20 protein-coding genes are annotated in these 22,640 nt (G+C 71.5%); 14 read left to right on the forward strand and 6 right to left on the reverse strand.

The window, feature by feature from the left end; genetic code table 11:
* Position 1: 1 nt before the first annotated feature.
* Genes D0Z08_RS09300 through D0Z08_RS09310 form a run of 3 tightly spaced genes read right to left on the reverse strand, consistent with a single transcriptional unit; the run spans position 2 to position 2,747 of the window.
* Positions 2-1,480: a hypothetical protein gene (locus D0Z08_RS09300; RefSeq protein WP_118924921.1), complete on the reverse strand. Its 1,479-nt coding sequence runs from the start codon at positions 1,478-1,480 to the stop codon at positions 2-4.
* Positions 1,480-2,313 (reverse strand): hypothetical protein, encoded by an 834-nt coding sequence (locus D0Z08_RS09305; protein ID WP_118924923.1) that lies wholly within the window; start codon positions 2,311-2,313, stop codon positions 1,480-1,482. The genes D0Z08_RS09300 and D0Z08_RS09305 overlap by 1 nt, the downstream gene beginning before the upstream one ends.
* On the reverse strand, positions 2,310-2,747 hold the full coding sequence (locus tag D0Z08_RS09310; RefSeq protein WP_118924925.1) for a hypothetical protein: 438 nt from the start codon (positions 2,745-2,747) through the stop codon (positions 2,310-2,312). Before D0Z08_RS09310 ends, D0Z08_RS09305 begins: the two co-directional genes overlap by 4 nt.
* Before the next feature lie 59 nt (positions 2,748-2,806).
* Here D0Z08_RS09310 and D0Z08_RS09315 point away from each other — a divergent pair, with 59 nt between their 5' ends.
* The 12 genes from D0Z08_RS09315 (at position 2,807) to D0Z08_RS09375 (ending at position 16,405) form a co-directional block, all read left to right on the forward strand.
* Positions 2,807-5,272 (forward strand): circularly permuted type 2 ATP-grasp protein, encoded by a 2,466-nt coding sequence (locus tag D0Z08_RS09315; RefSeq protein WP_118924927.1) that lies wholly within the window; start codon positions 2,807-2,809, stop codon positions 5,270-5,272.
* On the forward strand, positions 5,269-6,141 hold the full coding sequence (locus D0Z08_RS09320; protein WP_118924929.1) for a transglutaminase family protein: 873 nt from the start codon (positions 5,269-5,271) through the stop codon (positions 6,139-6,141). Before D0Z08_RS09315 ends, D0Z08_RS09320 begins: the two co-directional genes overlap by 4 nt.
* Before the next feature lie 69 nt (positions 6,142-6,210).
* Positions 6,211-6,519 carry a hypothetical protein gene (locus tag D0Z08_RS09325; RefSeq protein ID WP_118924930.1) on the forward strand — a complete coding sequence of 103 codons (309 nt, stop codon included), beginning with the start codon at positions 6,211-6,213 and terminating at the stop codon, positions 6,517-6,519.
* A gap of 31 nt (positions 6,520-6,550) precedes the next feature.
* Positions 6,551-7,537 carry a zinc-binding metallopeptidase family protein gene (locus D0Z08_RS09330; RefSeq protein ID WP_118924932.1) on the forward strand — a complete coding sequence of 329 codons (987 nt, stop codon included), beginning with the start codon at positions 6,551-6,553 and terminating at the stop codon, positions 7,535-7,537.
* 59 nt (positions 7,538-7,596) lie between these two features.
* The gene (locus D0Z08_RS32045; protein ID WP_182481245.1) at positions 7,597-8,529 is read left to right on the forward strand and encodes a DUF2510 domain-containing protein; all 933 of its coding nucleotides are present in this window, start codon (positions 7,597-7,599) and stop codon (positions 8,527-8,529) included.
* A 24-nt stretch (positions 8,530-8,553) separates the two neighbouring features.
* A complete protein-coding gene (locus tag D0Z08_RS09345) occupies positions 8,554-9,429 on the forward strand; it encodes a hypothetical protein (protein ID WP_118924934.1) in 876 nt (291 codons plus the stop codon).
* A 36-nt stretch (positions 9,430-9,465) separates the two neighbouring features.
* Positions 9,466-10,176, forward strand: a complete 711-nt coding sequence (locus D0Z08_RS09350) for a hypothetical protein (protein ID WP_118924936.1) — start codon at positions 9,466-9,468, stop codon at positions 10,174-10,176.
* A gap of 3 nt (positions 10,177-10,179) precedes the next feature.
* Positions 10,180-11,100: a cation diffusion facilitator family transporter gene (locus D0Z08_RS09355; RefSeq protein ID WP_118924938.1), complete on the forward strand. Its 921-nt coding sequence runs from the start codon at positions 10,180-10,182 to the stop codon at positions 11,098-11,100.
* Between the two features lie 196 nt (positions 11,101-11,296).
* Positions 11,297-12,457: a pyruvate dehydrogenase (acetyl-transferring) E1 component subunit alpha gene (pdhA, locus tag D0Z08_RS09360; protein WP_425454047.1), complete on the forward strand. Its 1,161-nt coding sequence runs from the start codon at positions 11,297-11,299 to the stop codon at positions 12,455-12,457.
* Complete coding sequence (locus D0Z08_RS09365; protein WP_118924942.1) at positions 12,454-13,434, forward strand: alpha-ketoacid dehydrogenase subunit beta; 981 nt, start codon at positions 12,454-12,456, stop codon at positions 13,432-13,434. The genes pdhA and D0Z08_RS09365 overlap by 4 nt, the downstream gene beginning before the upstream one ends.
* A gap of 2 nt (positions 13,435-13,436) precedes the next feature.
* Complete coding sequence (locus D0Z08_RS09370; protein WP_220454125.1) at positions 13,437-14,915, forward strand: dihydrolipoamide acetyltransferase family protein; 1,479 nt, start codon at positions 13,437-13,439, stop codon at positions 14,913-14,915.
* Positions 14,916-14,971: 56 nt separating this feature from the next.
* Positions 14,972-16,405 carry a serine/threonine-protein kinase gene (locus D0Z08_RS09375; RefSeq protein WP_147381377.1) on the forward strand — a complete coding sequence of 478 codons (1,434 nt, stop codon included), beginning with the start codon at positions 14,972-14,974 and terminating at the stop codon, positions 16,403-16,405.
* A gap of 241 nt (positions 16,406-16,646) precedes the next feature.
* Here D0Z08_RS09375 and D0Z08_RS09380 read toward each other — a convergent pair whose 3' ends face one another.
* On the reverse strand, positions 16,647-17,444 hold the full coding sequence (locus tag D0Z08_RS09380) for a hypothetical protein (RefSeq protein WP_118924947.1): 798 nt from the start codon (positions 17,442-17,444) through the stop codon (positions 16,647-16,649).
* Between the two features lie 181 nt (positions 17,445-17,625).
* Here D0Z08_RS09380 and D0Z08_RS09385 point away from each other — a divergent pair, with 181 nt between their 5' ends.
* Complete coding sequence (locus D0Z08_RS09385; RefSeq protein ID WP_118924949.1) at positions 17,626-17,880, forward strand: hypothetical protein; 255 nt, start codon at positions 17,626-17,628, stop codon at positions 17,878-17,880.
* A gap of 125 nt (positions 17,881-18,005) precedes the next feature.
* Here D0Z08_RS09385 and D0Z08_RS09390 read toward each other — a convergent pair whose 3' ends face one another.
* Both D0Z08_RS09390 and D0Z08_RS09395 read right to left on the reverse strand, forming a co-directional pair.
* Positions 18,006-19,529, reverse strand: coding sequence for a hypothetical protein (locus D0Z08_RS09390; RefSeq protein WP_147381378.1), 1,524 nt, complete (start codon positions 19,527-19,529; stop codon positions 18,006-18,008).
* A gap of 46 nt (positions 19,530-19,575) precedes the next feature.
* Positions 19,576-21,057 (reverse strand): M1 family metallopeptidase, encoded by a 1,482-nt coding sequence (locus tag D0Z08_RS09395; RefSeq protein WP_118924953.1) that lies wholly within the window; start codon positions 21,055-21,057, stop codon positions 19,576-19,578.
* A gap of 152 nt (positions 21,058-21,209) precedes the next feature.
* Here D0Z08_RS09395 and D0Z08_RS09400 point away from each other — a divergent pair, with 152 nt between their 5' ends.
* Positions 21,210-22,499 (forward strand): choice-of-anchor P family protein, encoded by a 1,290-nt coding sequence (locus tag D0Z08_RS09400; protein WP_147381379.1) that lies wholly within the window; start codon positions 21,210-21,212, stop codon positions 22,497-22,499.
* The last annotated feature ends 141 nt before the right edge of the window (positions 22,500-22,640 follow it).

Below are 22,640 nucleotides of genomic sequence, written 5' to 3' on the forward strand. Positions count from 1 at the left end.
CTCACTCCCCGTCCGGCTTGATCTCGTAGTACGTGCTGTCGCCGTTGCCCCCGAAGAATACGGCGTTCTCGCGACGCCACCGCTCGAGCTCCTCCGCGCTCGACCCGTCGAGGTCGGCACCGAGGTCGTCGTAGTAGTCGGTGTGGGCCGCACCGACGTCGGGCGGGACGCCCTCGGTGGCGAGGGAGTCGGTGACCGTGACCCAGTGCGAGATGTCGGGGTTGTCCCGCCCGTCCAGCTTGGGTACGACGTCCTCGTCGTACTCCAGCGACAGCACGGACACGTCCTCGGGGATGTCGAACCGCGCGATCGGCGACCCCGCCGTGTAGACGCTGGTGATGTTGTAGCTCTCCTGGTACTCGGGGTTGCTCGCGATCGCGGCGGCGGTGATGCCGCCCTGGCTGTGCCCGCCGATCATCACCGGCGGCAGGCCGTCGTCGCCCGGCTGGTAGCCGTCGGCCGCCATCGCCTGGCGCAGCGCCTCCACGACGAGCTCCTGGGTCTGGGTGTGCTCGCCGGCCTCCAGCAACAGGTTGGACGTGAGGTCGACCGGGTTGTCCCCGCGGACGGCGGCCCACTCCTGGGTGCCGGGGACCTGGACGATGTAGCCCACGACGTTGCCCTCGTCGTCGTACTTGCGGACGACGCCGACGCGGGCGTCCTCGGTGCTGACCTGGCCCTGCAGGGTCAGCAGGTCGCCGAGGAAGGTCTCCTCGGTGAGCCTGCCGTCGAGACCGATCGGCTTGTCCTCGGACACCTCGACCTTGAACTCGCCGTCGTCCTGGAACGCGCCGAACAGGTTGCCGAGGGCGATCAGGCCGGCGATCTGGTTCTCGTAGTCCAGCGAGGGCCAGTTGCCGCCGGTGAGCAGGGTGAGCGTCCCCGGTGGGACGAAGGGCAGCAGGGCCTCGATCCGGAAGGCGAGGCCCTGGAGGGTGCCCCCGGCCGTCCGGGTGATCAGCTCCTGCAGCCACGGCTCCGAGAACGCCGTCTCGTTGAGCTCGGCGATGAGCCGGTCCTTGTCGCCGCTGGCGAAGGCTGCCACGAGATCGGGGTTCTTGGCCGCGGCGACCAGCAGCGCGCCGGCCAGGATCTCGGGCCCGGCCACGAACGCGAGGACGTCGATGCCGGCGTCGATCAGGTCGGCAGCCACCTTCTGGGTCGCGTCGACCAGGTCGTAGCCCTCGGCGGCGAGCCGCCAGAGCCGTGCGGACACCTCCATCCGGAGTGCCATCGCCCCGGGGCCGGTCGGGCTGAGCGAGGTCGTGGTGAGCTTGCCCTCGAGCGCGGCCACCTCGCCCGGCGCCAGCACGATCGCCTGCGCGAGGTCGCCGCTGAGGAGCAGGCCCCCGACGGTCTGCGCGGCGTCGGTGAGGTCGTCGCCGGCACCGTCGATGTAGCCGGCGTAGCCGCGGATGTCATCGGTCTTGGCCTCGAGGCTGCCGCTGCCCCCGCTGAGCTGGAGGTCCTCGTCGCCCATCAGGCACTCCTCGCGGCACGGGCGGCGGCCGTGTAGGCGCCGGCGTAGACCGCCACCAGGTCGTTGCCGATCTGGCTGCGGGACCGGAGCTGGTGGCGCACCCGCCCGCCGCGCACGCTCGTGTGCGCCCACCCGAGCTCGCACTGCAACCAGGTCGCGTGGAGCGTCGGCCGGCCGACCCGCTGCAACGAGAGGGTGACCGTCGCGCGGACCTGCTCGGCCAGCGAGATCAACAGGGGCGGCACCTCGTCCCAGCCGTTGAGCTCGGCGACGCCGGCGAGCAGCGCCGCGTCGTGCTCGGCAACGGCACGGGCGAGCGCCCGCGCGTCGGTCGCCGCCATCGACACGACGGGGGCGTCACGGCGGTCCTCGTCGCGCGGCCCGGTCAGGTCGGTCCGGGGCGGGTCCGGCGGGAACAGGCGCAGCGTCTCCGCGACCAGCCGGTCGGGGGTGAACGCCCGCAGCTGGACGCTCTCCGGCACGGTGACCGGCCCGTCGCCGATGGGTTCCGGCACCGTCCGGCTCGGCACCAACGCGCGGATCACGGCTGCTCCGGCGGCCGCGTCGGCGGCGATCGCCGCGAGGAGGCCGTAGCCCGAGCCGTCGGCCACCGTCGCGGACACCACCGCACGGAACGGTTGGGGGGAAGTGAGCAGGCCGACCGCCTGGGACAGCTCCGGCGCGGGCTCAGCGGACGAGGGTTCACCGGGCCGGGCCGGCATCGGTCGCAGGGCCGCCGGGAGCTGGTCGGCGGCGCCGGCCAGTGCCCGCCAGTCGGGTTCGGACAGCGTCGCGCTCAGGCCACCGGGGTGGCGCTCGAAGGCCGTCGTCATATCAGCGGGAGCGCGTCCGAGAGTGCGCCGCCGAGGTCTTCCAGCAATTCCTTGCCCTTCGCTCCCATGTCCTTCAGCACGTTCTCGACGGCCTGGACGCCGTCGTGCACGCCGTCGGCGACCGCCTCGGCCGCCTCCCGCGCCGTCTCGATCCCGGCGTCGAGCAGCAGGCCGACCAGCCGCTGGCGCTCCTCGAGCGTGTTGGCGAGGTCGTCGAAGTCGGCCGCGAGCTCGTCGAGCCGGACCACCACGTCCTCGACCGCGGACACGTCGTCCCGGAGCCGTGCGCGATAGCTGCTCGCCGCGTTGCTGGACCAGTGCACCTCGTCGAGGTGGTTGTCCATCGACGTCGCCCGGGTGGACAGCGTGTCGGCGCGGGTGCGCAGCCGTGTCGCCAGTCGCCGGAGGTCGTCCGGGTCGCCCCCGATAGCCATGAACCGCAGCCTGTCCGGCGCAGCCCCTCGCGAAACCACACCGTGCGAGGATTTCGGCTGTGCCGGTCCTGAAGGAGTACGTCGCCGCGCTCTCCCAGCCGACGCTGGGCACCGAGGCGACCCGGTACGACGAGGTGGTCGCGCCCGACGGCGTCCTCCGGCCGCCGTGGAAGCGGCTGGCTGCCGTCGCGTCCGGCATCGGCGCGGGTGAGCTGAGCCGGGTCGACGAGCAGATCGTCCGCTTCCTCGCCGACGACGGCGTCACCTACTCCCGGCCGGGCGAGCGCCCCACCGCGTGGCGGCTCGACCCGGTTCCGCTGGTGGTCGACGCCGGGTCGTGGCGCGAGGTCGAGGTCGGGCTGGCCCAGCGTGCCGAGCTGCTCAACGCGCTCCTCGTCGACCTGTACGGCGAGCGCACCCTCCTCCGGGACGGGATCGTGCCGGCGGCGGCCGTGCTCGCGCACCCCGGCTTCACCCGGATCATGGCCTACGGGTCGCGCAACGACCCGCGCCCGCTGGTGACGACCGCGACCGACCTCGGCCGCGACGCGACCGGTGCCTGGCGGGTCCTCGGCGACCGGGCCCAGGCGCCGTCCGGCCTCGGCTACGCCCTGGAGAACCGCAAGGTGCTGAGCCGGGTCCTGCCCGAGCTCTACCGGGAGGCCGACCTGCACCGGATGGCGCCGTACCTCTGGGCGTTCCGCTCCGCCCTCCTCCAGTCCGCCCACGGCGAGCTGCCCGACCCGCGGGTGGTGGTGCTGACGCCGGGCACCCACTCGGAGACGGCGTACGACCAGGCGGCGCTCGCGTCGAACCTGGGCTTCCCGCTGGTCCAGGGCAGCGACCTCACCGTGCGCGACGGCTGGGTGCTGATGAAGGCGCTCGGCCGGCTCGAGCGCGTCGACGTGATCCTGCGCCGGGTCGACGCCGCGTGGAGCGACCCGCTCGAGCTCCGCGGCGACTCGCAGCTCGGGGTGGCCGGGCTCGCCGAGGCGGTACGACGCAGCCGGGTGCGGGTGGTCAACGGGCTCGGCGCCGGGGTGCTGGAGAACCCCGCCCTCCTCGCCTACGCGCCGGCCGTGTGCGAGCACCTGCTGGGTGAGTCGCTCCGGCTGCCGACGGTGCCGACCTGGTGGTGCGGCGACCCCGACGCGCTCGCCCACGTGCTCGACCGCCTCGACTCGCTGGCCGTGCGCTCGATCGAGGGCGGACCCCCGCTCGACGGGCGGCCCGAGATCCTGCGCCGCCGGATCCTCGCCGCCCCGCACCGGTTCGTCGCCCAGGAGCGGCTCCCGCTGTCGCAGGCCCCGACCTGGACCGGCGGGCGGACGACCGGTCAGGCAGCACCCCGGCCGGTGAGCGTGCGGGCGTTCACGGTCCGCTACGGGTCGTCGTACCGGACCTTGCTCGGCGGCCTCGGCAACGTCCTCCAGGACGGGCGCACCGTCGCCAGCAAGGACGTCTGGGTGCTCAAGGCCGAGACCGGCGAGCCGGACCAGGGACTGGCCGAGGTGATGCCGGTCAGCAGCGGCCGGTCGCTGCCCGCCACCGTGCCGCGGGTGCTGGAGGACATGTTCTGGGTCGGCCGGTACGCCGAACGCGCCGAGGACCTGCTGCGGCTGCTGCTCGCCGCGCACGTGCTCGTCGAGGACTACCGCAGCCGGCCGCGCACCAGCGGCGGCCTCAGCCTCGAGGTGATCACCGGCCTGATCGGCCGGCTGTCCGGGCGGGCGTCGGACGACTACGACGAGGAATTCCGCTCGCTGCTCCTCGACCCCGAGCGGCCGGGGTCCGTGGCCCAGTCGCTCGAGGCGCTGCGGGACGCCCTGTCCGGGGTGCGCGACCAGTGGTCGTCGGACGTGTGGCGGATCTTCGGCGTCGTCGACCGCGCGCAGTCGACCCTGGTCGGCAGTCCCGGCAGCCACCAGATGGCCGAGTCGGCCGGCCGGATGCTCACCGGGGTGCTGTCGCTCGCAGGCGTGACGGCCAACATGATCCGCGATCCCGGCTGGCACATGATCAGCGTCGGCCGCTACCTCGAGCGTGGTCAGCAGGTGCGCCACCTGCTGGTCGCGCTCACCGAGCGGCACGGGCTCGACGTCGACCGCGAGGTGCTCGCCGCCGTGCTCGCCGCCGCCGAGAGCTCGGTGACCCACCGGCGCCGCTACCGCGACTACGTGCGGCCCGCCGGCGTGCTCGACCTGCTGCTCAAGGACCCGGAGAACCCGCGCTCGCTGGGGTTCAGCGTCGCCCGTGCCACCGAGCACCTCGCCGCACTGCCGGCGTCGACCGGGTCGACCCGACCCGAGCGGCTGCTCGCCGCACTGACGACCGAGGTGGAGGAGACCGACGTCGCGGTCCTGGTGGCGATCGGTGGCGCCGACCGCCCCAACCTGCGGTCCTTCCTCGACACCGCCGGCGCCCAGCTCGACCGGCTCGCGGAGGCCGTCGCAGACCTGCACTTCGCGACCGGCCCGGCCCCCCGCCGGTTCGGGTCGCTTCCGACGCTGGAGCCGGTCCCGTGAGGTACCGCGTGGAGCACCGCACCACCTACACCTACGACGACGACGTCACCGACAGTCTCGGCATCGCCTACCTGGTGCCGCGCCAGCTGCCCTGGCAGCAGGTCACCGACTACCGGGTCGCGGTGACGCCGACGCCGGGCGACACCGCGAGCGACGAGGACTTCTACGGCAACCACCTCACCTACTTCCAGGTGATCGAGCCGCACCGCGAGCTCGCCATCGTCGGGTCCGGCGAGGTCGACGTGGTCGCCCCGCTCGTCGACGCCCGGCGCCTGGACCAGCCCTGGGACGCCGTACTCCCGCTGCGGCAGCCGGGCCTGCCCGGTGCCTGGCTGGCCACCGACCTGGTGCTGCCGAGCCCGGCCGTGCCGACGTACCCCGGTGCGAAGGAGTACGCCGCCCACTCCCTGCTCCCCGGCCGTCCCGTCGGCGAGGCCGTCACCGACCTGATGCACCGGATCCACGCCGACTTCGAGTACGACGCCACCGCCACCACCGTGACCTCGACGGTGCCGGAGATCCTCGCCAAGCGTGCCGGCGTGTGCCAGGACTTCGCGCACTTCACGCTCTCCTGCCTGCGCTCCCACGGCCTCGCGGCGCGCTACGTGAGCGGCTACCTGGCCACCGAGCCGCCGCCCGGCAAGGAGCGGGTCGTCGGCGCCGACGCGTCGCACGCCTGGGCGGCCGTCTGGCTCGGCGACGAGGAGTGGCTGGCGTTCGACCCGACCAACGACCAGTGGCAGAACGACCGCTACGTCACCGTCGCCTGGGGCCGCGACTACGGCGACGTGCCGCCGGTCAAGGGTGTGATCTTCACCGAGGCACGGCACTCCAAGCTGGACGTGTCGGTCGACGTGGCGCCGCTCTGATCCCGTCCATCCGGAGGAATTCGGGCGATTCGGTGGACAGACCCCGACCCGCTCAAACAGGCTGGTGCCATGAGCCAGCCCCCGTACGGTGCCCCGCCCCCGCAGCCCGGCCAGCCGCAGCCCTACCCGGGGCAGCCGGCTCCGCAGGGCTACCCGCAGCAGCCCGGCTACCCGCCGCAGCCGGGTCCCGGCCAGGCGCCGGCGTACCTCCAGGGCGGCGCGCCGGCGGCTGCGCCCGGCGGTGGCGGCTACGGCCCCGCGCTGCCGCCCCCGCCGCCGAGCCAGAAGCGCACCATCGGCCTGCTGATGGGTCTGCTCACCACGTTGGTGCTGATCGCCTTCGTCGTCGTGGTGCTGCTCGTCGGGCTCTCGGACTGAGCTCTGCACCTGAGGTGCCATCCTTCGTCCGGTGAGGTCCTTCCGCTGCCAGGTCTGTGACAGCCAGCTCTTCTTCGAGAACTCGGTGTGCGTGTCGTGCGGCAGCGCCCTCGGGTTCTCGCGGACGGAGCGGACGCTCGTGCCGGTCGACGAGACGGGGCAGTACGTCGACCGGGCCGGCCTGGTCTGGCACGTGTGTCGCAACCTCAACCTCTCCGGCTGCACCTGGCTGGCGCCGCTCGAGGGCGGACAGTGCGCGGCGTGTGACCTGACCCGGACCCGGCCGGCGGACGCCGACCTGGAGGGGATCGCGCAGTTCGCCGAGGCCGAGGCGGCCAAGCGACACCTGCTCGTCGAGCTCGACAGCCGCGGCTTCGCCGTCGACGGGCTGGTGTTCGACATGCTCTCCAGCAGCGGCGACGGCTCCAACGGGGTCGTCATCGGGCACGCGGACGGCGTGATCACGATCGACCTCGCGGAGACGGACGACGCGCGACGGGAGCGGATCAGGCAGGACCTCGGCGAGCCCTACCGGACGATGCTCGGCCACCTGCGCCACGAGGTCGGCCACTTCGTCCAGCTGCGGCTGGTCACCGGCGGCGAGCGGCTGGAGCAGTACCGGGCGCTGTTCGGCGACGAGACCGCGGACTACCAGGCCGCGATCGACCGGCACTACGCCGAGGGGGCGCCGGAGGGGTGGGCGGCGTCGTACATCTCGACCTACGCGACCATGCACCCCTTCGAGGACTTCGCGGAGACGTTCGCCCACTACCTGCACATCGCCGACACCTGCGAGACCGCGGCCGAGCAGGGCCTGATCACCGTCGCGCCGTCGGGCTTCGGCAGCTTCCCCGACCTGGTGCGCGGCGTCTGGATCCCGCTGTCGATCGCGCTCAACCAGATCAACCGGAGCATGGGCAAGGAAGACCTCTACCCGTTCGTGATCCCCGAGCCGGTCCTGGACAAGCTCGACTTTGTCGCCCGCCTGGCGTTTGCCGACACCACCGCCATGCAATGATTCCGGCCATTGCTGCCCGCTGATCTCACGGGCCGACACCAACTTTCCAGGAGCGCACGATGTCCGACCCGAACCAGCCCTCGACCCCTCCGGGGTGGTACCCCGACGGCCAGGGTGGCCAGCGCTGGTGGGACGGCACCCAGTGGACCGAGCACACCCAGCCGCCCGCCGGTGGCGCACCGGCCGCGCCTGCGGCCCCGGCCGCCCCGTCGGCTCCGGCCGCGCCGTCGGCTCCCAGCGCCCCCGGCGCCGACCTGCCGACCCAGGTCGCGCCCAACCGCGCGGCCGGCTACGGCCAGCCCGGCGCGCAGCAGCCGGGTGCCCCGCAGCAGCCCCAGCAGCCGCAGCAGCCGCCGCAGGGCGTCTACGGTGCGCCCGCGGGCGGCTACGGCCAGCCCGCCGGGCAGCCCGGGTACGGGCAGCAGCAGCCCTTCGGTGCGGGCCGCGCCGGCGGCAGCAGCTCCGGCGGCGGCAAGGGCAAGCTGATCGCGATCATCGGCGGCGGCATCGGCGCCCTGCTGCTCGTGATCATCCTGCTGGTGGTCCTGTTCAAGGTGATCGGCGGCGGCAGCCCCGAGGACGTCGCGAAGGACTACCTGGGGGCGCGGTTCGAGGGCGACTACAGCAAGGAGTGTGAGCTCCTCTCCAAGGACGCGCAGAAGGAGTTCCTCGAGTTCAACGATGCCGACGACTGCGACGAGTACGCCGAGAACTCCGAGGACAACGAAGAGGAGTTCGCCGAGGACTACGAGGACGAGTACGGCGAGTCCTTCGACGACATCCGGGGCGACGTCGACTACGAGGTCGAGATCACCGAGCTCAAGGAGAAGGGCGACGACGAGGCCGTCGCCGAGTACAAGGAGACCTTCGAGTACACCGGTGACAACGACGACGTCCTCGAGGACTTCTTCGACGGTGAAGAGAAGAACACCGATGAGGGCTCGATCAAGCTGGTCAAGGAAGACGGCGACTGGAAGGTCGACGAGGAGTAGGCGAGCGGGGACGCAGCACCGCTCATGACCAGACTCGGGCTGGCGGCCCTCGCGGTCGTCCTTGCAACGGTGCTGGTGCCGTTGGGCATCACCTCGACCTGGCTGTCGCTGCGGGTCGACAGCACCGAGGCGTACGTCGACACCGTCGCGCCGCTCGCCGACGACCCTGAGCTGCGCGACGCGCTCGCCGACGAGGTGGCCGGCGCCGCCGTCGCCGCCCTTGTCGGCAACGTGCCGGCCGCGCTGCTGCCCGACTCGCTGGACACCGCCGTGCGGGCGGCGACCCAGCGGGTGGTCGACAACGACGGCTTCCCCGAGTTCTGGCGCAAGGCCAACGCCGACGCGCACCGGGAGTTCCTCGCGATCGTCCACGACCGCGACAAGGGCGTGGTCGCCGACGGCTACGTCTTCATCGATATCGGGCCCTTGCTCGACGACGTTCTCGCGGACTTCGTCGCCGAGCTGCCCGGCGGCAGCAACATCGACCTGCCGCCCCAGTCCCTGCTGGTGCCGGTGGTCCCGGAGTCCAGGCTGGAGCAGGCTCGCGGCGCCTACCAGGCGCTGGACTTCCTGGCGGTCTGGGTGCCGCTCGGTTGGGCGGCGCTGGTGGCCTTCGCTGTCATCGTCGCCCACGGCGTCCGCGGGCGGCTGCGCACCGGAGCGGCCTGCGCGATCGGCGTCGCGATCGGCGGGGCCCTGGTCCTCCTGCTCACGCAACCCGTCACCGATGCCGTGGTCGAACAGGTCGATGCCGAGAAGCAGGACCTGGCGCGGCTCGTCGTCGAGGTCGTGGTCTCCAGCCTCGACAGCTCCGCACTGACGGCGGTGATCGGCGGGCTGGTGATCGGTGCCGGGCTCCTGGTCGGCTCGTTCCTGCCGGGACGGTCTCGGCAGTTCTGACCGCCGACCGCCCGGTCCGCGAGTAACCTCCCGCTCGTGAGCAACCAGTACCCCGGCCCTCCCCAGCAGCCCACGACGCCGCCCGGTTACCTGCAGCAGCAGCCGCCGACGCCGTACGGCGCTCCCGGAGGGGGCGGTGGCTACCCGCCCCAGCCGTTCGGAGCACCACCGACCGGCGGCGGTGGCGGCAAGAAGATCGCGCTCATCGTCGGTCTGGTCGTGGCCGCCGTCGTCCTGCTCGTCGTCGGTGCCTCCGTCCTGCTCTACCTGCTCGCCGATGACGACGACTCCGATCCCCGGCCGAAGGTCACCCGGACCGTCACCGTCGACCCGACCGACGGCACCACCGGCGGCACGCCGCCGACGAGCGACGGGACGACCACGACCACCGACACCGGTGAGGGCCCGCCGCCCGAGAACGCCGAGATCATCGCCCGGGCCTACCTCAACTCGCTGGTCATGAGCGACTGCCTGGCGGTCCAGGGGCTGTCGACGCCGGAGTGGTTCGAGAGCGAGTACGGCGACCAGAGCGGCTGCGAGGAGGCCGGTGGCAACCAGGAGATGGCGACCGTCGAGTACGCGTTCGGGGAGACCGTCGAGAACGGTGACGGCAGCGTCAGCGTGGAGGCGACTGTCTCCGACTCGACCGACACCAGCGGCACGGAGTACACCGCCACCTGGACGCTCGTCCCGAGCCCCGACAACACCAGCTGGCTGGTCGACTCCTTCGCGCTGGCCGACGCCTGAGCGATGGGGGCCGGGCACGGGCACGGCCACGCCGCCTCACGAGCGGAGGACCGGAAGCGCCTGCGCTGGGTGCTCCTCGTCACCGGCACGGTGCTGGTCGTCGAGCTGGTCGGCGCCTGGCTCACCGGCTCGCTCGCGTTGCTCGCCGACGCGGGGCACATGGCGACCGACGCGGGCGCCGTCGTACTCGCGCTGGGAGCGTCGTACGTCGCGTCCCGGCCCGGTGGATCCCGGTCGACCTTCGGCTACCACCGCGTCGAGATCGTCGCCGCCCTCCTCAACGCGGTGGTGCTGCTGGGGGTCTGCGGCTACCTGGGCTGGTCGGGCGTCGCCCGGCTGACCGATCCGCCGGAGGTGAACGGGCCCGGGCTGGTCGGCTTCGCCGTGGTCGGCCTGATCGCCAACGCGGCGTCCCTGGTGCTGCTGTCCGGGGGTGACAGCTCCTCGCTGAACCTGCGCGGCGCGATCAACGAGGTCTTCGCCGACATGCTCGGATCGGTGCTGGCGGTCGCGGCGGGCGTGGTGATCTGGGTGGCCGACTGGCAGCAGGCGGACCCGATCGCCTCGCTCCTGATCGCGGCCATGATCCTGCCGCGGGCGGTGCTGCTGATCCGGGACTCCGGGCGGGTGCTGCTCGAGATGGCGCCCCCCGACCTCGACCTCGACGACGTACGCCACCACCTGGCCCACGCGCCGGGCGTGGTCGGTGTGCACGACCTCCACGCCTGGACGATCACCAGTGGCATGACCAGCCTCTCCGCCCACGTGACGGTGCGGGACGACGTGCTCGAGGAGCAGGGGGTCGGGGCGGTGCTCGACGCGCTCGGCGACTGCGTCGCGACCCATTTCGGCGTCCGCCACACCACGTTCCAGGTCGAGCCGGAATCCCATGAGGAGCACGAGGACCTCGGCGAGATGCACTAGCGGGAGGCACTAGTGGGACGTCCGATTATCGGATGTCCACACTGATTGGTCGGCGCCGAAAGCACCGGCTAGCGTGTGCGCCGCTACGATTGTGGCCTCGCTCACACGGCCGCACCACCCCGCGGTCGGTGAACGGGAACGACCGGCAACCCGGCACGGCGGAGACCCCGCGGTCCGGCGACACCAAGGAGTGTTCGTGACGCAAAGAGACACTGGATTCGGGCCCGACCTCAGCGAGGTTTTCGGGCCGAAGCACGAGGACGGCGGGCCCGAGCTGATCCAGCTCCTCACCCCCGAGGGAGTGCGCGTCCAGCACCCCGAGTTCGATCTCGACTTCTCCGCCGAGGAGCTGCGCGGCTTCTACCGCGACATGGTGCTCGTCCGCCGGATCGACGTCGAGGCCACCGCGCTCCAGCGGCACGGTGAGCTCGGGATCTGGGCCCAGCTGCTCGGTCAGGAGGCCGCGCAGATCGGCGCCGGCCGGGCCGTGCTCCCGCAGGACTTCGTGTTCCCGACGTACCGCGAGCACGGCGTCGCCTACTGCCGCGGGCTCGACCCGCTGAAGCTGCTCGGGCTCTTCCGCGGGGTCGACCACGGCGACTGGAACCCGTCCGACTACAACTTCAACCTCTACACGATCGTGATCGGCGCCCAGACGCTGCACGCGACCGGCTACGCGATGGGCATGCAGCGCGACGGCGTCGTCGGCACCGGCGACCCCGAACGCGACAGCGCCGTACTGGCGCACTTCGGGGACGGGGCGAGCAGCCAGGGCGACGTCAACGAGGCGTTCATCTTCGCCGCCTCCTACAACGCGCCGGTCGTGTTCTTCTGCCAGAACAACCAGTGGGCGATCTCGGAGCCGATCGAGCGGCAGAGCCGGATCCCGCTCTACCAGCGGGCGCTCGGCTTCGGCTTCCCCGGGCTCCGGGTCGACGGCAACGACGTGCTCGCGACGTACGCCGTCACCAAGGCCGCGCTCCAGCGCGCCCGTGACGGCCAGGGGCCGACGTTCATCGAGGCCTACACCTACCGGATGGGCGCGCACACCACGACCGACGACCCCACCCGCTACCGCCTCTCCGAGGACCTGGAGAACTGGAAGCTCAAGGACCCGATCGCGCGGCTCGAGGTCTACCTCAAGCGCAACGGGCTCGCCGAGGAGGCCTTCTTCAGCGACCTCGCCGCCGAGGCCGACGAGCTGGGTCACACCCTGCGCGAGGGCTGCAAGGCGATGCCGGATCCACGACCGCTCGACATCTTCGACCGGGTCTATGCCGAGACCACGCCCGAGCTGGAGGCGCAGCGCGACGGCTACGCCGCCTACCTCGCGACGTTCGAGGGAGCGCACTCATGAGCACCAAGATCACGCTCGCCCAGGGGCTCAACCGCGGCCTGCGCAAGGCGATGGAGGCGGACGACAAGGTCCTGCTGATGGGTGAGGACGTCGGCAAGCTCGGCGGCGTCTTCCGGATCACCGACGGCCTGCAGAAGGACTTCGGCGAGGACCGGGTCATCGACTCGCCGCTCGCCGAGTCCGGCATCGTCGGTACGGCGGTCGGCATGGCGATGCGCGGCTACCGGCCGGTGGTGGAGATCCAGTTCGACGGGTTCGTCTACCCCGCCTACGACCAGATCGTCTGCCAGGTCGCCAAGCTGCACTTCCGCAGCCAGGGGCGGGTCAAGATGCCGATGGTCATCCGGATCCCGTTCGGCGGCGGCATCGGCGCGGTCGAGCACCACTCGGAGTCGCCGGAGGCGCAGTTCGCGCACACCCCCGGCCTCAAGGTGGTCGCCTGCTCGAACCCGGTCGACGGCTACTGGATGATCCAGCAGGCGATCGCCCACGACGACCCGGTGATCTTCCTCGAGCCGAAGCGGCAGTACCACGCGCAGAAGGCCGAGCTCGACGACACCCTCGAGCCGATGCCGCTGTTCGAGTCCCGGCTGGTCCGCCCGGGCAGCGACGCGACGCTGCTCTCCTACGGGCCGACCGTCAAGACCTGCCTCAACGCTGCCGAGGCGGCCGCGGGAGAGGGCAAGTCGCTCGAGGTGATCGACCTGCGCACGTTGTCCCCGCTGGACATGGGTCCGGTCTACGAGTCCGTACGTCGGACCGGCCGCGCGGTCGTCGTGCACGAGGCCCACGTCAACCTGGGACTCGGTGCCGAGCTGGCCGCGCGGATCACCGAGGAGTGCTTCTACTCCCTGGAGGCGCCCGTGCTCCGCGTGGGCGGCTTCGACACGCCCTACCCCGCGTCGCGGCTCGAGGAGGACTGGCTCCCTGACCTCGACCGGGTCCTCGACGCCGTCGACCGCAGTCTGGAGATCTGACCGTGCCCGAGTACCTGCTGCCCGATGTCGGTGAAGGCCTGACCGAGGCCGAGATCGTGACCTGGAAGGTCAAGGTCGGCGACCAGGTCGCCATCAACGACGTCGTCGTCGAGATCGAGACCGCGAAGTCGCTGGTCGAGCTGCCGTCCCCCTACGCCGGTGAGGTGACCGCGATCCTCGTCGCCGAGGGAGAGACGGTGCCGGTCGGTACGCCGATCATCGCCATCGGGGCCGCTGCGCCGGCGGGCGGTGCGAGCGGTCCGTCCGGGTCGGGCGCGATGGACATCGACATGTCCAACCCGGCGGCGAGCGGCGGCGGCGAGGGCGAGTCCCTGGTCGGCCGGATGAAGGCCGACCGTGGTCCCCAGCGCCGGGCGCGACGCCCGCTCGTCGAGGCCGCGGGGGAGCGGACCGCGCGCGCGGACGTCCACGACGTGTTCAACCAGAACGTCACCGACCAGCACAGCAAGGTCGCGCAGCTGGTCTCCACCGTGCTGGGTGATGCCGAGGAGCAGTCCCTCGCGGCAGGTGGCCCGACGGCACCGCCGACCGCCCCGGCGCCCGTTGCGGGAGAGACCGCCACGGCCGGCGTCCGGACACTGGCCAAGCCGCCGGTGCGCAAGCTGGCGAAGGACCTGGGAGTCGACCTTCGGTCGCTCTCGCCGAGCGGCCCGGGTGGCACCGTGAGCCGGGCCGACGTCGAGGCCGCCGCCGGCTCGGTGGTGACGCCCGCCGAGCCTGTCGAGGCGTCTACGTCCGCCGGGCCTGTCCAGGCGTCGGGCCAGCGTGAGACCCGCGAGCCCATCAAGGGCGTGCGGAAGATGATGGCGGCCGCGATGACGGAGTCGGCGTTCACCGCGCCCCACGTCACCGAGTGGGTCACCATCGACGCCACCGCGACCCTGGACTTCGTCGCGCGGCTCAAGGAGCGGCGCGAGTTCAAGGGCGTGAAGGTCTCTCCGCTGCTGGTCTTCGCACGTGCGGTGACCCTGGCGATGCGACGCACCCCGATGATCAACTCGACGTGGGACGAGGCGGCCGGCGAGGTCGTGGTCAAGCACTACGTCAACCTCGGCATCGCAGCAGCCACGCCGCGCGGTCTCGTCGTACCCAACGTCAAGGACGCGCACGCCCTCGACCTCGTCGACCTGGCACGGGAGCTCGAGGCGCTCACGGCGACGGCCCGCGAGGGGCGGACGCAGCCGGCCGACATGGCAGGCGGGACCTTCACCATCACCAACGTCGGTGTGTTCGGCGTCGATGCCGGCACGCCGATCATCAACCCCGGTGAGTCCGCGATCCTCTGCATGGGGGCGATCAAGTCGAAGCCGTGGGTCGTGGGGGACCAGGTGGTGCCCCGCCAGGTGACGACGCTGGCGCTCTCGTTCGACCACCGGCACATCGACGGCGCGACGGGTTCGCAGTTCCTCGCCGACGTCGCGGACATCGTGGCCGACCCGGCGACGGCGCTGCTGTTCTGACGGAGGTTGTGGAACCCGATTGGCTAGGTGCCTGCCCGGCGGGGTAGGAACAGTCCGTGACGACGCCAACCGGGCCCATGGAGGGATTCCCGGAGCCGGGTGAGCGGATCGGTCCCTACGAGATCGTCCGCCAGCTCGGCATGGGCGGGATGGGCGTGGTCTTCGAGGCCGTCGACACGGTGCTGAAGCGGCGGGTGGCGCTCAAGATCATCTCGCCGTACCTCGCCGACGACCCGGCGTTCCGGGTGCGGTTCACCCAGGAGGCCCAGGCGCAGGCGTCGCTCGACTCGCCGCACGTCGTCCAGGTGTTCGCCCACGGGGAGGCCGACGGCGCGCTCTACATCGCCTCACAGCTGATCCCGGACGGCGACCTCGGCAACATGATCCAGGCGTCGGGCGCGCCGCCGCCGCGGATCGCGCTCGACCTGCTCGCCCAGATCGCCACGGGCCTCTCCGACGCGCACGCGATGGGGCTCGTGCACCGCGACATCAAGCCTGCGAACGTGCTGCTGCGGATCCGTGGCGAGGAGGTGTCGGCGTACCTCGCGGACTTCGGCATCGCGCGCCGCACCGACGTCGACCCGGCGCTCAGCCAGACCCTGACCACCCAGGGGTTCGTGGTCGGGACGCCGAGCTACATGGCGCCGGAGCTCCACACCGGGGGCGCGCCGGGTGCGCAGACGGACGTCTACTCGCTCGGCTGCCTGCTCTGGGCGGCACTCGTCGGCCGGTCGCCGTACTCCGGCACGACGGACTACCAGCTGGTCGCCGCGCACGTGTCCGCCCCGGTCCCGCAGCTCGCGGCCGCCGGGCCGTTCGAGCGCGAGGTCAACCGGATCCTGCGGACCGCGCTGGCCAAGAGACCGGCCGACCGCTACCCGTCGGCGGCCGCCCTGCGCGACGACCTTCGCCGGGTGCTGCGATCGTTCCCCGCGCCGGTCCGGGTCCAGCAGGGCACCGGCCTCGAGCCGCCCGCTCCCACGCAGGCGCCGGCATCGACCCATGCGCCGGCTCCGCTGTACGGCACTCCCGTCCCGTCGCCGGGACCGAGCCGTTCCCGCACCCCGCTGCTGGCCGCGCTGGCGCTGGTGGCGGTGCTCGTCATCGTGGGTGGAGCCATCGGCGCGGTCTTCGCGCTCCGCGGCGACGATGGTGGCGGAGGTGGCGGTGGTGGCGGCCCGTCGTCGGACACGACCAACGAGAACGGGCTGACCGCGGAGGAGCAGGAAGCCGCCGACAACATCGCGGCGGCGTTCACCGAGGACGACGACTTCGAGCCCGCCGAGGCCGCGTGCATCTCCCGCGAGCTGGTCGAGCGCTCCGGCATCGAGGGGCTGCAGCAGAAGGGCGTCATCGACGAGGACCTGACGTTCATCGCCGACGACGCCGGCGGGTCGCCCGATCCCGAGTTCCTCAAGGACATCATCGCCGTGAGCGTGACGTGCGTGTTCGAGACGGTCAGCTTCGGCAGCACCCCGAGCCAGAGCTGAGGCGCCGCCCGCTGGTTGAGGTGCGAGGAGTACGGCGGTCCAGGCACCCGGCGAGCCACTTGTGGTCCACAGGCCAGCTTGACGAACCGCCTGTCCACAGGCGGGTTCCGCGCGTTTCGATGTGTCGGTGGTCGGATGTTGAATGTTCAGTATGGATCTCGGGACCGCACCCCTCTTCGACCTCACCGCCACCCCGGCGGACGAGGCCGCCGAGCCCGCGCCGGTCTCGCGTTCGCAGGAGCTACTGGCCGAGATCCGTGACGACCAGACCGCGATCACCGAGCACGAGATCTCCAAGATCCGTCGGATCGCCGAGTGGGCGGGCGAGCATGTGGTGGCCGAAGAAGGGGACGCTTCGACGATCACCGAGCGCGGTCTGGACACCGGGCTCCCGGTCGCCGGACCCGGCGCCCCGTTGATCAGCGACTTCGCGGTGATGGAGCTCTCCGCCCTCGTCGGTCGGTCGTTGGACTCCGGCCGCTCCTATGTGGGGCAGGTCGTCGAGCTGGCCTACCGGCTCCCCAGGACCTGGGCCCGGGTGCTGGAGGGCCGGGTGCCGGTGTGGAAGGCACTCCGGTTCGCCGAGTCCACCCGCACCCTGCCCGCCGATGCCGCTGGGTTCGTGGACCGGCAGCTCGCGCCCATCGCCCATGTGGTTTCCTGGGCGCAGATCGACCGGCTGGTCGAGGAGGCCCTGGTCCGCTACGACCCGCAAGCGGCCGAGGAGAAGCGCACGGCGGCCCAAGAGACGCGGCACGTCGACATCGACCTCGACCAGGCTGGGTTCGACGGCACCGTCGAGGTCACCGCCACCCTCGACGTCGCCGATGCCCTGGACCTCGAAGCCGCGGTCGCCCGCCGGGCGAAGCTGCTCGGCCAGCTCGGCTGTGAGGAGTCGTTGGACGTGCGCCGGTCGGTCGCTCTCGGGGAGATCGCCCGCCAGGATCTCGCCCTCGCCCTCGACCTCGAGGTCGTCGACCCCGAGACCGGGGAGATCACCCGGACCGTCCCCGGCTGCAGGGTCGAGCTGATCGTCCACCTCAACGACAACGGCGGCCACACGGCCGATGGCGCGGTCGGCCGGTTCGCCAACACCCGCACCCCGATCTCACCGGAGCAGGTCAAGCAGTGGATGGGCACCCCGGGCACCAGCGTGCTGGTGCGACCGGTGATCGACCTCAACGGCCAGGCCCGCCGAGCGCTGCGACCTCGACCACAACGTGCCCCACACCCAGGGCGGACCAACATGTCGGTGCAACCTCAACCCGAAGTGCCGAGGCCACCACCGGTACAAGACCTCAGGCCTCGCAACCTGCCGGGTCCTCTCACCCGGCACCTACCTGTGGACCCTGCCCAGCGGCCTGTACCTGGTCGACCCCACCGGCACCTACGACCTCACACCCCGACCCGGCACCACCCAGCCGACCGAGCCGCCGACCGACCCGGCCGACCCGGCCGACCCACCCGACGAGTAGCCACCGAGCCCCGACACCCCGCCTCGGCGGGGCTAATGGCGCGCTCAAGGGTGGGTTTCGAGGCTCCTCGCGAGCGCTCGTCGCGCCGCAACCCCGGACGGCGCGGCCACGTCCTCGACCGCCGCTCAGCCGTCGGCGAGCCGGATCAGGCCGGCGACGGTGGCGACGTACAGCGTGCCGTCCGGACCGAGGTAGATCGCCGCGTAGTGGTTGTTCCACTGGATGCCGGTCCCGGTCAGCCTGCTCCAGGCGACGCGGCCGGTGCGGATGTCGATGGCGGTGAGGTACCACGCGTCGATCAGGTCGGAGCGGACCGGCTTGGTGTAGGCGTAGACCAGCCCGTTGCCGAGCGACGCCTTCGCGACCGACGTCGGCGCGATCACGTCGTTGTTGGTCCAGGCGACCCGGCACCCGTCGCGCTCGATGAGGACCCGCGCCAGGCCTGGCGTCGTCGACTGTCCCAGCATCGTCGCCTGTACGCCGGTGTAGCCGTAGTTGTTCTCGATGATCAGTGAGTTGCCGGCAGCCACCAGGCTGTTCTCGGTCGCGCTCGCGCCCTCGGTCAGCACCGGCACCTGGCAGTGGAGCCGGTCGGTGACGCCGCTGCGCCGGTCGTAGACGATGACCTGGCTGCGGGGCTCGGCGTTGTCCGCGATGGCGATCCACCGGCGGCCGATGAGGGTGGGGGAGGTGCCCGAGCCCTGCGAGAGGGTGCCGGGCTTGACCTTCGTGCCGCGGTCGTAGGCGATCCGCCAGGTCACCCGCGGCTGGCCGGTCGCGTCGGCGTCGAGGCGGTACGTCGCGTGGGTGGTGACGGCGTACATGCCGCCGGTCTCGTCGCTGGAGACCGAGTTGAAGATGCCCTCGCCGGTCGGCAGCGCAAGGACCCCGACCTGGCCGGTGGCGCGGTCGAGGGTGCCGACGACGCCCTGCTGGCTGAACCACCACAGCCGGCCGGACCAGTCGACGCCGGTGGCCACCAGGCAGTCGTCGTCGGAGAGGTACGACGCCATCGGCCAGTCGCGCACCCGGGAGAGGGTCCCGTCCGCGCCGACCGCGATCTCGGCGATCCCGGCGTCGGTCGTGGTCGCGAACGCGTGGTCGTGCGGGTCGAGGAAGAAGTAGGTGCCGCCGCAGATGTCGGTGAGCGGGTTGGCGCCACTGGTGAGGTCGCGCTGCGAGACCTGCAGCTCGTCGACCGGGTTGAGGGTGACCGGGTCGACGACCATCATCGTGAAGCCCTCGAGACCGCCGCAGAGGCCGACCAGCCGGCCGTGGGAGTCGAACGCGATCGTCGCGCACTCACGGATGCCGTAGCTGCGCGACCTGATCCCGAGGTCGTGACCGAGCGGCCCGCTGACGTCGTACGCATCGGTGCTGTAGGCGTCGTTGTGCATGCTGCTCGTGCCGTTGGCCGACAGGTACGGGTGCTGCGGCACGTCCGGGGCCGGGAGCGGCCGCGGGGTGGCCTCGGTGCCGACGAACCTCGGCACCAGCAGGTCGGTCGGCAGCGACGGGATCGGCAGTCCCGGCACGGCCGGGATCGGCGGGAGCGCCGGGTCGTCCGCAGCGACGGGCGCCGAGGGTCCGGTGCCGAGGACGAGAGCGAGAGCGGCGGCCGAGATCCGCACCAGGGAGCGAAGGCGCACGCGCCGAGTGTAGAACCTGTTCTACCTCGACGTCACTGCTTCGGTCTCAGTCCCGGGGCGGGGTGGTCTCGTTCAGCAGCCAGGCGTCGAAGAACGCGGTGAGCTCCTCGCCGGTCCGGTCCTCGATCCAGGTGAGGTACTCCTCGCGGTCGGCGGTGTCGTTCTCCTGCTCCGCCGGCCAGTCGCGCAGCAGCGCGAAGAACTCGTCGTCACCGAGCTGCTGCCGCAGCTCGTGCCACATCAGGGCGGGACCGAAGTAGATGTTGCCCGAGCCGAAGTTGGTCGGGTCGTAGTCACCCGGCGGACCGGCGTACTGCCGCTCCTGGCCCTCGAACAGCGCCCACTGGTCCATCTTCTGGTCGATGGTGATGCCCTCGTCCTCGGCCTCCCACATGCCCTGGAGGTACATCGCCATGCCCTCGTTCATCCACACGTCGCTCCAGTCGGCGGGCGTGACGGTGTCGCCGTACCAGTGGTGCGCGAGCTCGTGCACGACGACCGCCCGCGACGTGGAGTACTCCGTCGCGCCGAGCGTGACCATGGTCTGGGTCTCCATCCCGCTCTCGCCGTCGTAGATGAGGATCCCGAACGTGTCGAAGGGATAGGGCCCGAGGTACTGCTCCAGCCAGTCGATCGCCTCCGGGGCGTACTCCGTCTCGCCGATCGCCTCCGGGTCGTCGGTGGGACCCCAGATGGTGACCGGCACGCCGCTGTCGGACTCGAGCTCGGTCGGCGTGTAGTCGGCGAACGCCACGGTCACGAGGTACGACGACGCCGGCTCGGCGAGGTGCCACGTCGTGGTCCGCAGCCCGTCGGCGTCGGCGGTGTCGGTCAGCTCGCCGTTGGCGATGCCGGTCCACGGCTCGGGCACCGACAGCGTGAAGTCGTAGAAAGCCTTGTCGGCGGGCTGGTCGTTGGCGGCGTACCAGGTGAACGCGCCGTACGGCTCCTGGATGGTCCACACCTCGTGCTCCGGCGTCACGTGCCAGCCGACGCCGAGCCGGAAGTCGGACCGCTGGGTCGGCGCGGCGTACGGCTCCGGCGTGCCGGAGTAGGACATCTCCAGGACGTACTCCTGGTCGGCCTCGACCGGGTGCTGGACCACGAGGTCCTTGTCGGCGCGGTCGTAGGTCGCGTCCTCGCCGTCGACCGTGAGCGTGTCGATCGTGAGCACGTCGTCGAAGTCGAGCTGGAACTGGTCGGCGGCCGACGTCGCGCGGAACGTCAGCCGCTGGGAGGCCTCGAGGGTGTCGGTCTCCGGCGTCCAGGCCAGCGCCAGGTCGTAGTGGAGCGCGTCGACGAGCGGATCGCCGACCTGCGGGTAGACCGAGTCCTCCCGCGTCCGGTTGACCGCCTCTGCGACGTCGTCGGGGGCGTCGGTGCCGGGGCTCTCGGGGCTGGCGGACCCGCTCGGCGGGGGCGTCGCCGGCCGGTGGTCGTCGCCGTCGTCCTCGTCCTCACCGCAGCCGTTCAGGCCCATGACGAGGACGGTTGCGGTCAGGGCGAGGCGGGAGCGGCGGCGGGGCATCGCAACATCATGCCCAAAAGCCGTATCCGAAACGGCTGTCCGCCGTTATCAGAATGCGTTATCCGTATCGGGGGAGACGATACGATCCGGACACTGCACAGCGGTCTCTCGGAGGGAGGGCCGCTGTCTTCTGCCTTGAAGGAGCTCCAGTTATGAACCGTCTTGCCCTAGGGGGGGCACTGCTGGCCATGGTCAGCAGCGTCATCTTGCTTCCGGCCGGCCCCGGCCATGCCGCGCCCGTCGTGCCTGACCAGGCCGCTGCTGCCGCACCACGCCCCACCAACTTCGGCCTCCACGCGATGGGATACGGGACCCTGATCAAGGGTGGCGACATCCCGGTCTCCTCGGGTGCTACCGGCTTCGCGCACATCGCCTGCACGACGCTCGCGGGCCTCGACCGGTCCAACGGCTTGGCCAACGTCGACCTTCCCGGCCTCGGCGAGATCGACACGTTGACCACGAGGGTCAAGACGATCAAGCGGGGCCCGAGGGTCACCTCCGTCTCGCACCACGCCCTCGCCGGCATCACGCTGGTCGAGACGGAACTCGGCAGCCTCTCGCTCGGCGCTGTCGAGTCGACCGCTCGGGTCTGGCACAACGCGACCGGCTTCCACTCGGCGGTCCACACCAACGTCGCCGGCATCGTGCTGACCCCTCCGGGCGGCGAACCCGAGGTGATCGCGATCCCGTCTCCGGGTGAGCCGGTCGAGATCCCGGGCCTGCTCCGGATCACGCTCGGTGAGACCAAGGTCGACAAGCGGGCGCACTCGATCTTCGCGCGCGCCCAGGGCCTGCTCGTCGAGATCCTCCCGACCAACACCAAGGTGAAGGTCGCCCTGTCGCGTGCTCGGATGACTGACGACGTCATCAACTCGCTCATGAGCGGCTACGCGGCCGGCCTCAAGGGCAAGGTCCTGAACGTCGAAGACGACACGATCGTCACCATCGGCCGCACGCCCACCAAGCCCCTCCCCTGCGAGGGCACGGGCGGCGTGGTCAAGCAGACCAAGACGGTCGACATCAACGTCCCGTCCGCGGTCTCCGTCGGCGCCGCACAGGCCAAGGTCTTCGGTGTGCAGGCCGGTCGTCGCCGGGCCCGTGCGTGGACCCAGGGCTCGATCGCCGAGGTCAACCTCGGAGGTGGCCAGCTCGTCATCGAGGGCATCGTGGCTCGCGCCAACGTCATCCGGCGGCCGGGCAAGCTGGTCCGCAACAGCAACGGGACGAAGTTCGTGTCGATCACCGCCGACGGTGAGCCTCATGAGATCCCGGACTCCGGCACGCTCGAGATCCCGGGTCTTGCGAAGCTCGAGTTCGGGGTGGAGACCCTGATCCGTGGCGGCATCGAGGTGATCGCGCTTCGGATCACCCTGCTCGACGGTGTCGGTGCAGTGATCGACCTCGGCGTCGCTCGCACTCAGGTGAAGAAGGCCATCCTCTGACGCCCGTCAGCTGAACGCACGAAGGCCGCTCCCGGAAGGGGGCGGCCTTCGGCGTTCCTGAGCGAGGATTTAACCGGGTCACTTGACCTACATGCCGTCGCCTCGCACGATGTGCGTCGTTGAGGTTGTGGCGGCGGTCAC

Source organism: Nocardioides immobilis, from assembly GCF_003515065.1.
Classification (GTDB): domain Bacteria; phylum Actinomycetota; class Actinomycetes; order Propionibacteriales; family Nocardioidaceae; genus Nocardioides; species Nocardioides immobilis.

What these genes read in the sequence shown, in the direction of transcription:
- D0Z08_RS09395 (WP_118924953.1), bottom strand. Translation starts at nt 21,057, where the DNA reads ATGCCCCGCCGCCGCTCCCGCCTCGCCCTGACCGCAACCGTCCTCGTC.
- D0Z08_RS09345 (WP_118924934.1), top strand. Translation starts at nt 8,554, where the DNA reads ATGACCAGACTCGGGCTGGCGGCCCTCGCGGTCGTCCTTGCAACGGTG.
- D0Z08_RS09310 (WP_118924925.1), bottom strand. Translation starts at nt 2,747, where the DNA reads ATGGCTATCGGGGGCGACCCGGACGACCTCCGGCGACTGGCGACACGG.
- D0Z08_RS09400 (WP_147381379.1), top strand. Translation starts at nt 21,210, where the DNA reads ATGAACCGTCTTGCCCTAGGGGGGGCACTGCTGGCCATGGTCAGCAGC.
- D0Z08_RS09365 (WP_118924942.1), top strand. Translation starts at nt 12,454, where the DNA reads ATGAGCACCAAGATCACGCTCGCCCAGGGGCTCAACCGCGGCCTGCGC.
- D0Z08_RS09300 (WP_118924921.1), bottom strand. Translation starts at nt 1,480, where the DNA reads ATGGGCGACGAGGACCTCCAGCTCAGCGGGGGCAGCGGCAGCCTCGAG.
- D0Z08_RS09305 (WP_118924923.1), bottom strand. Translation starts at nt 2,313, where the DNA reads ATGACGACGGCCTTCGAGCGCCACCCCGGTGGCCTGAGCGCGACGCTG.
- D0Z08_RS09355 (WP_118924938.1), top strand. Translation starts at nt 10,180, where the DNA reads ATGGGGGCCGGGCACGGGCACGGCCACGCCGCCTCACGAGCGGAGGAC.
- D0Z08_RS32045 (WP_182481245.1), top strand. Translation starts at nt 7,597, where the DNA reads ATGTCCGACCCGAACCAGCCCTCGACCCCTCCGGGGTGGTACCCCGAC.
- D0Z08_RS09325 (WP_118924930.1), top strand. Translation starts at nt 6,211, where the DNA reads ATGAGCCAGCCCCCGTACGGTGCCCCGCCCCCGCAGCCCGGCCAGCCG.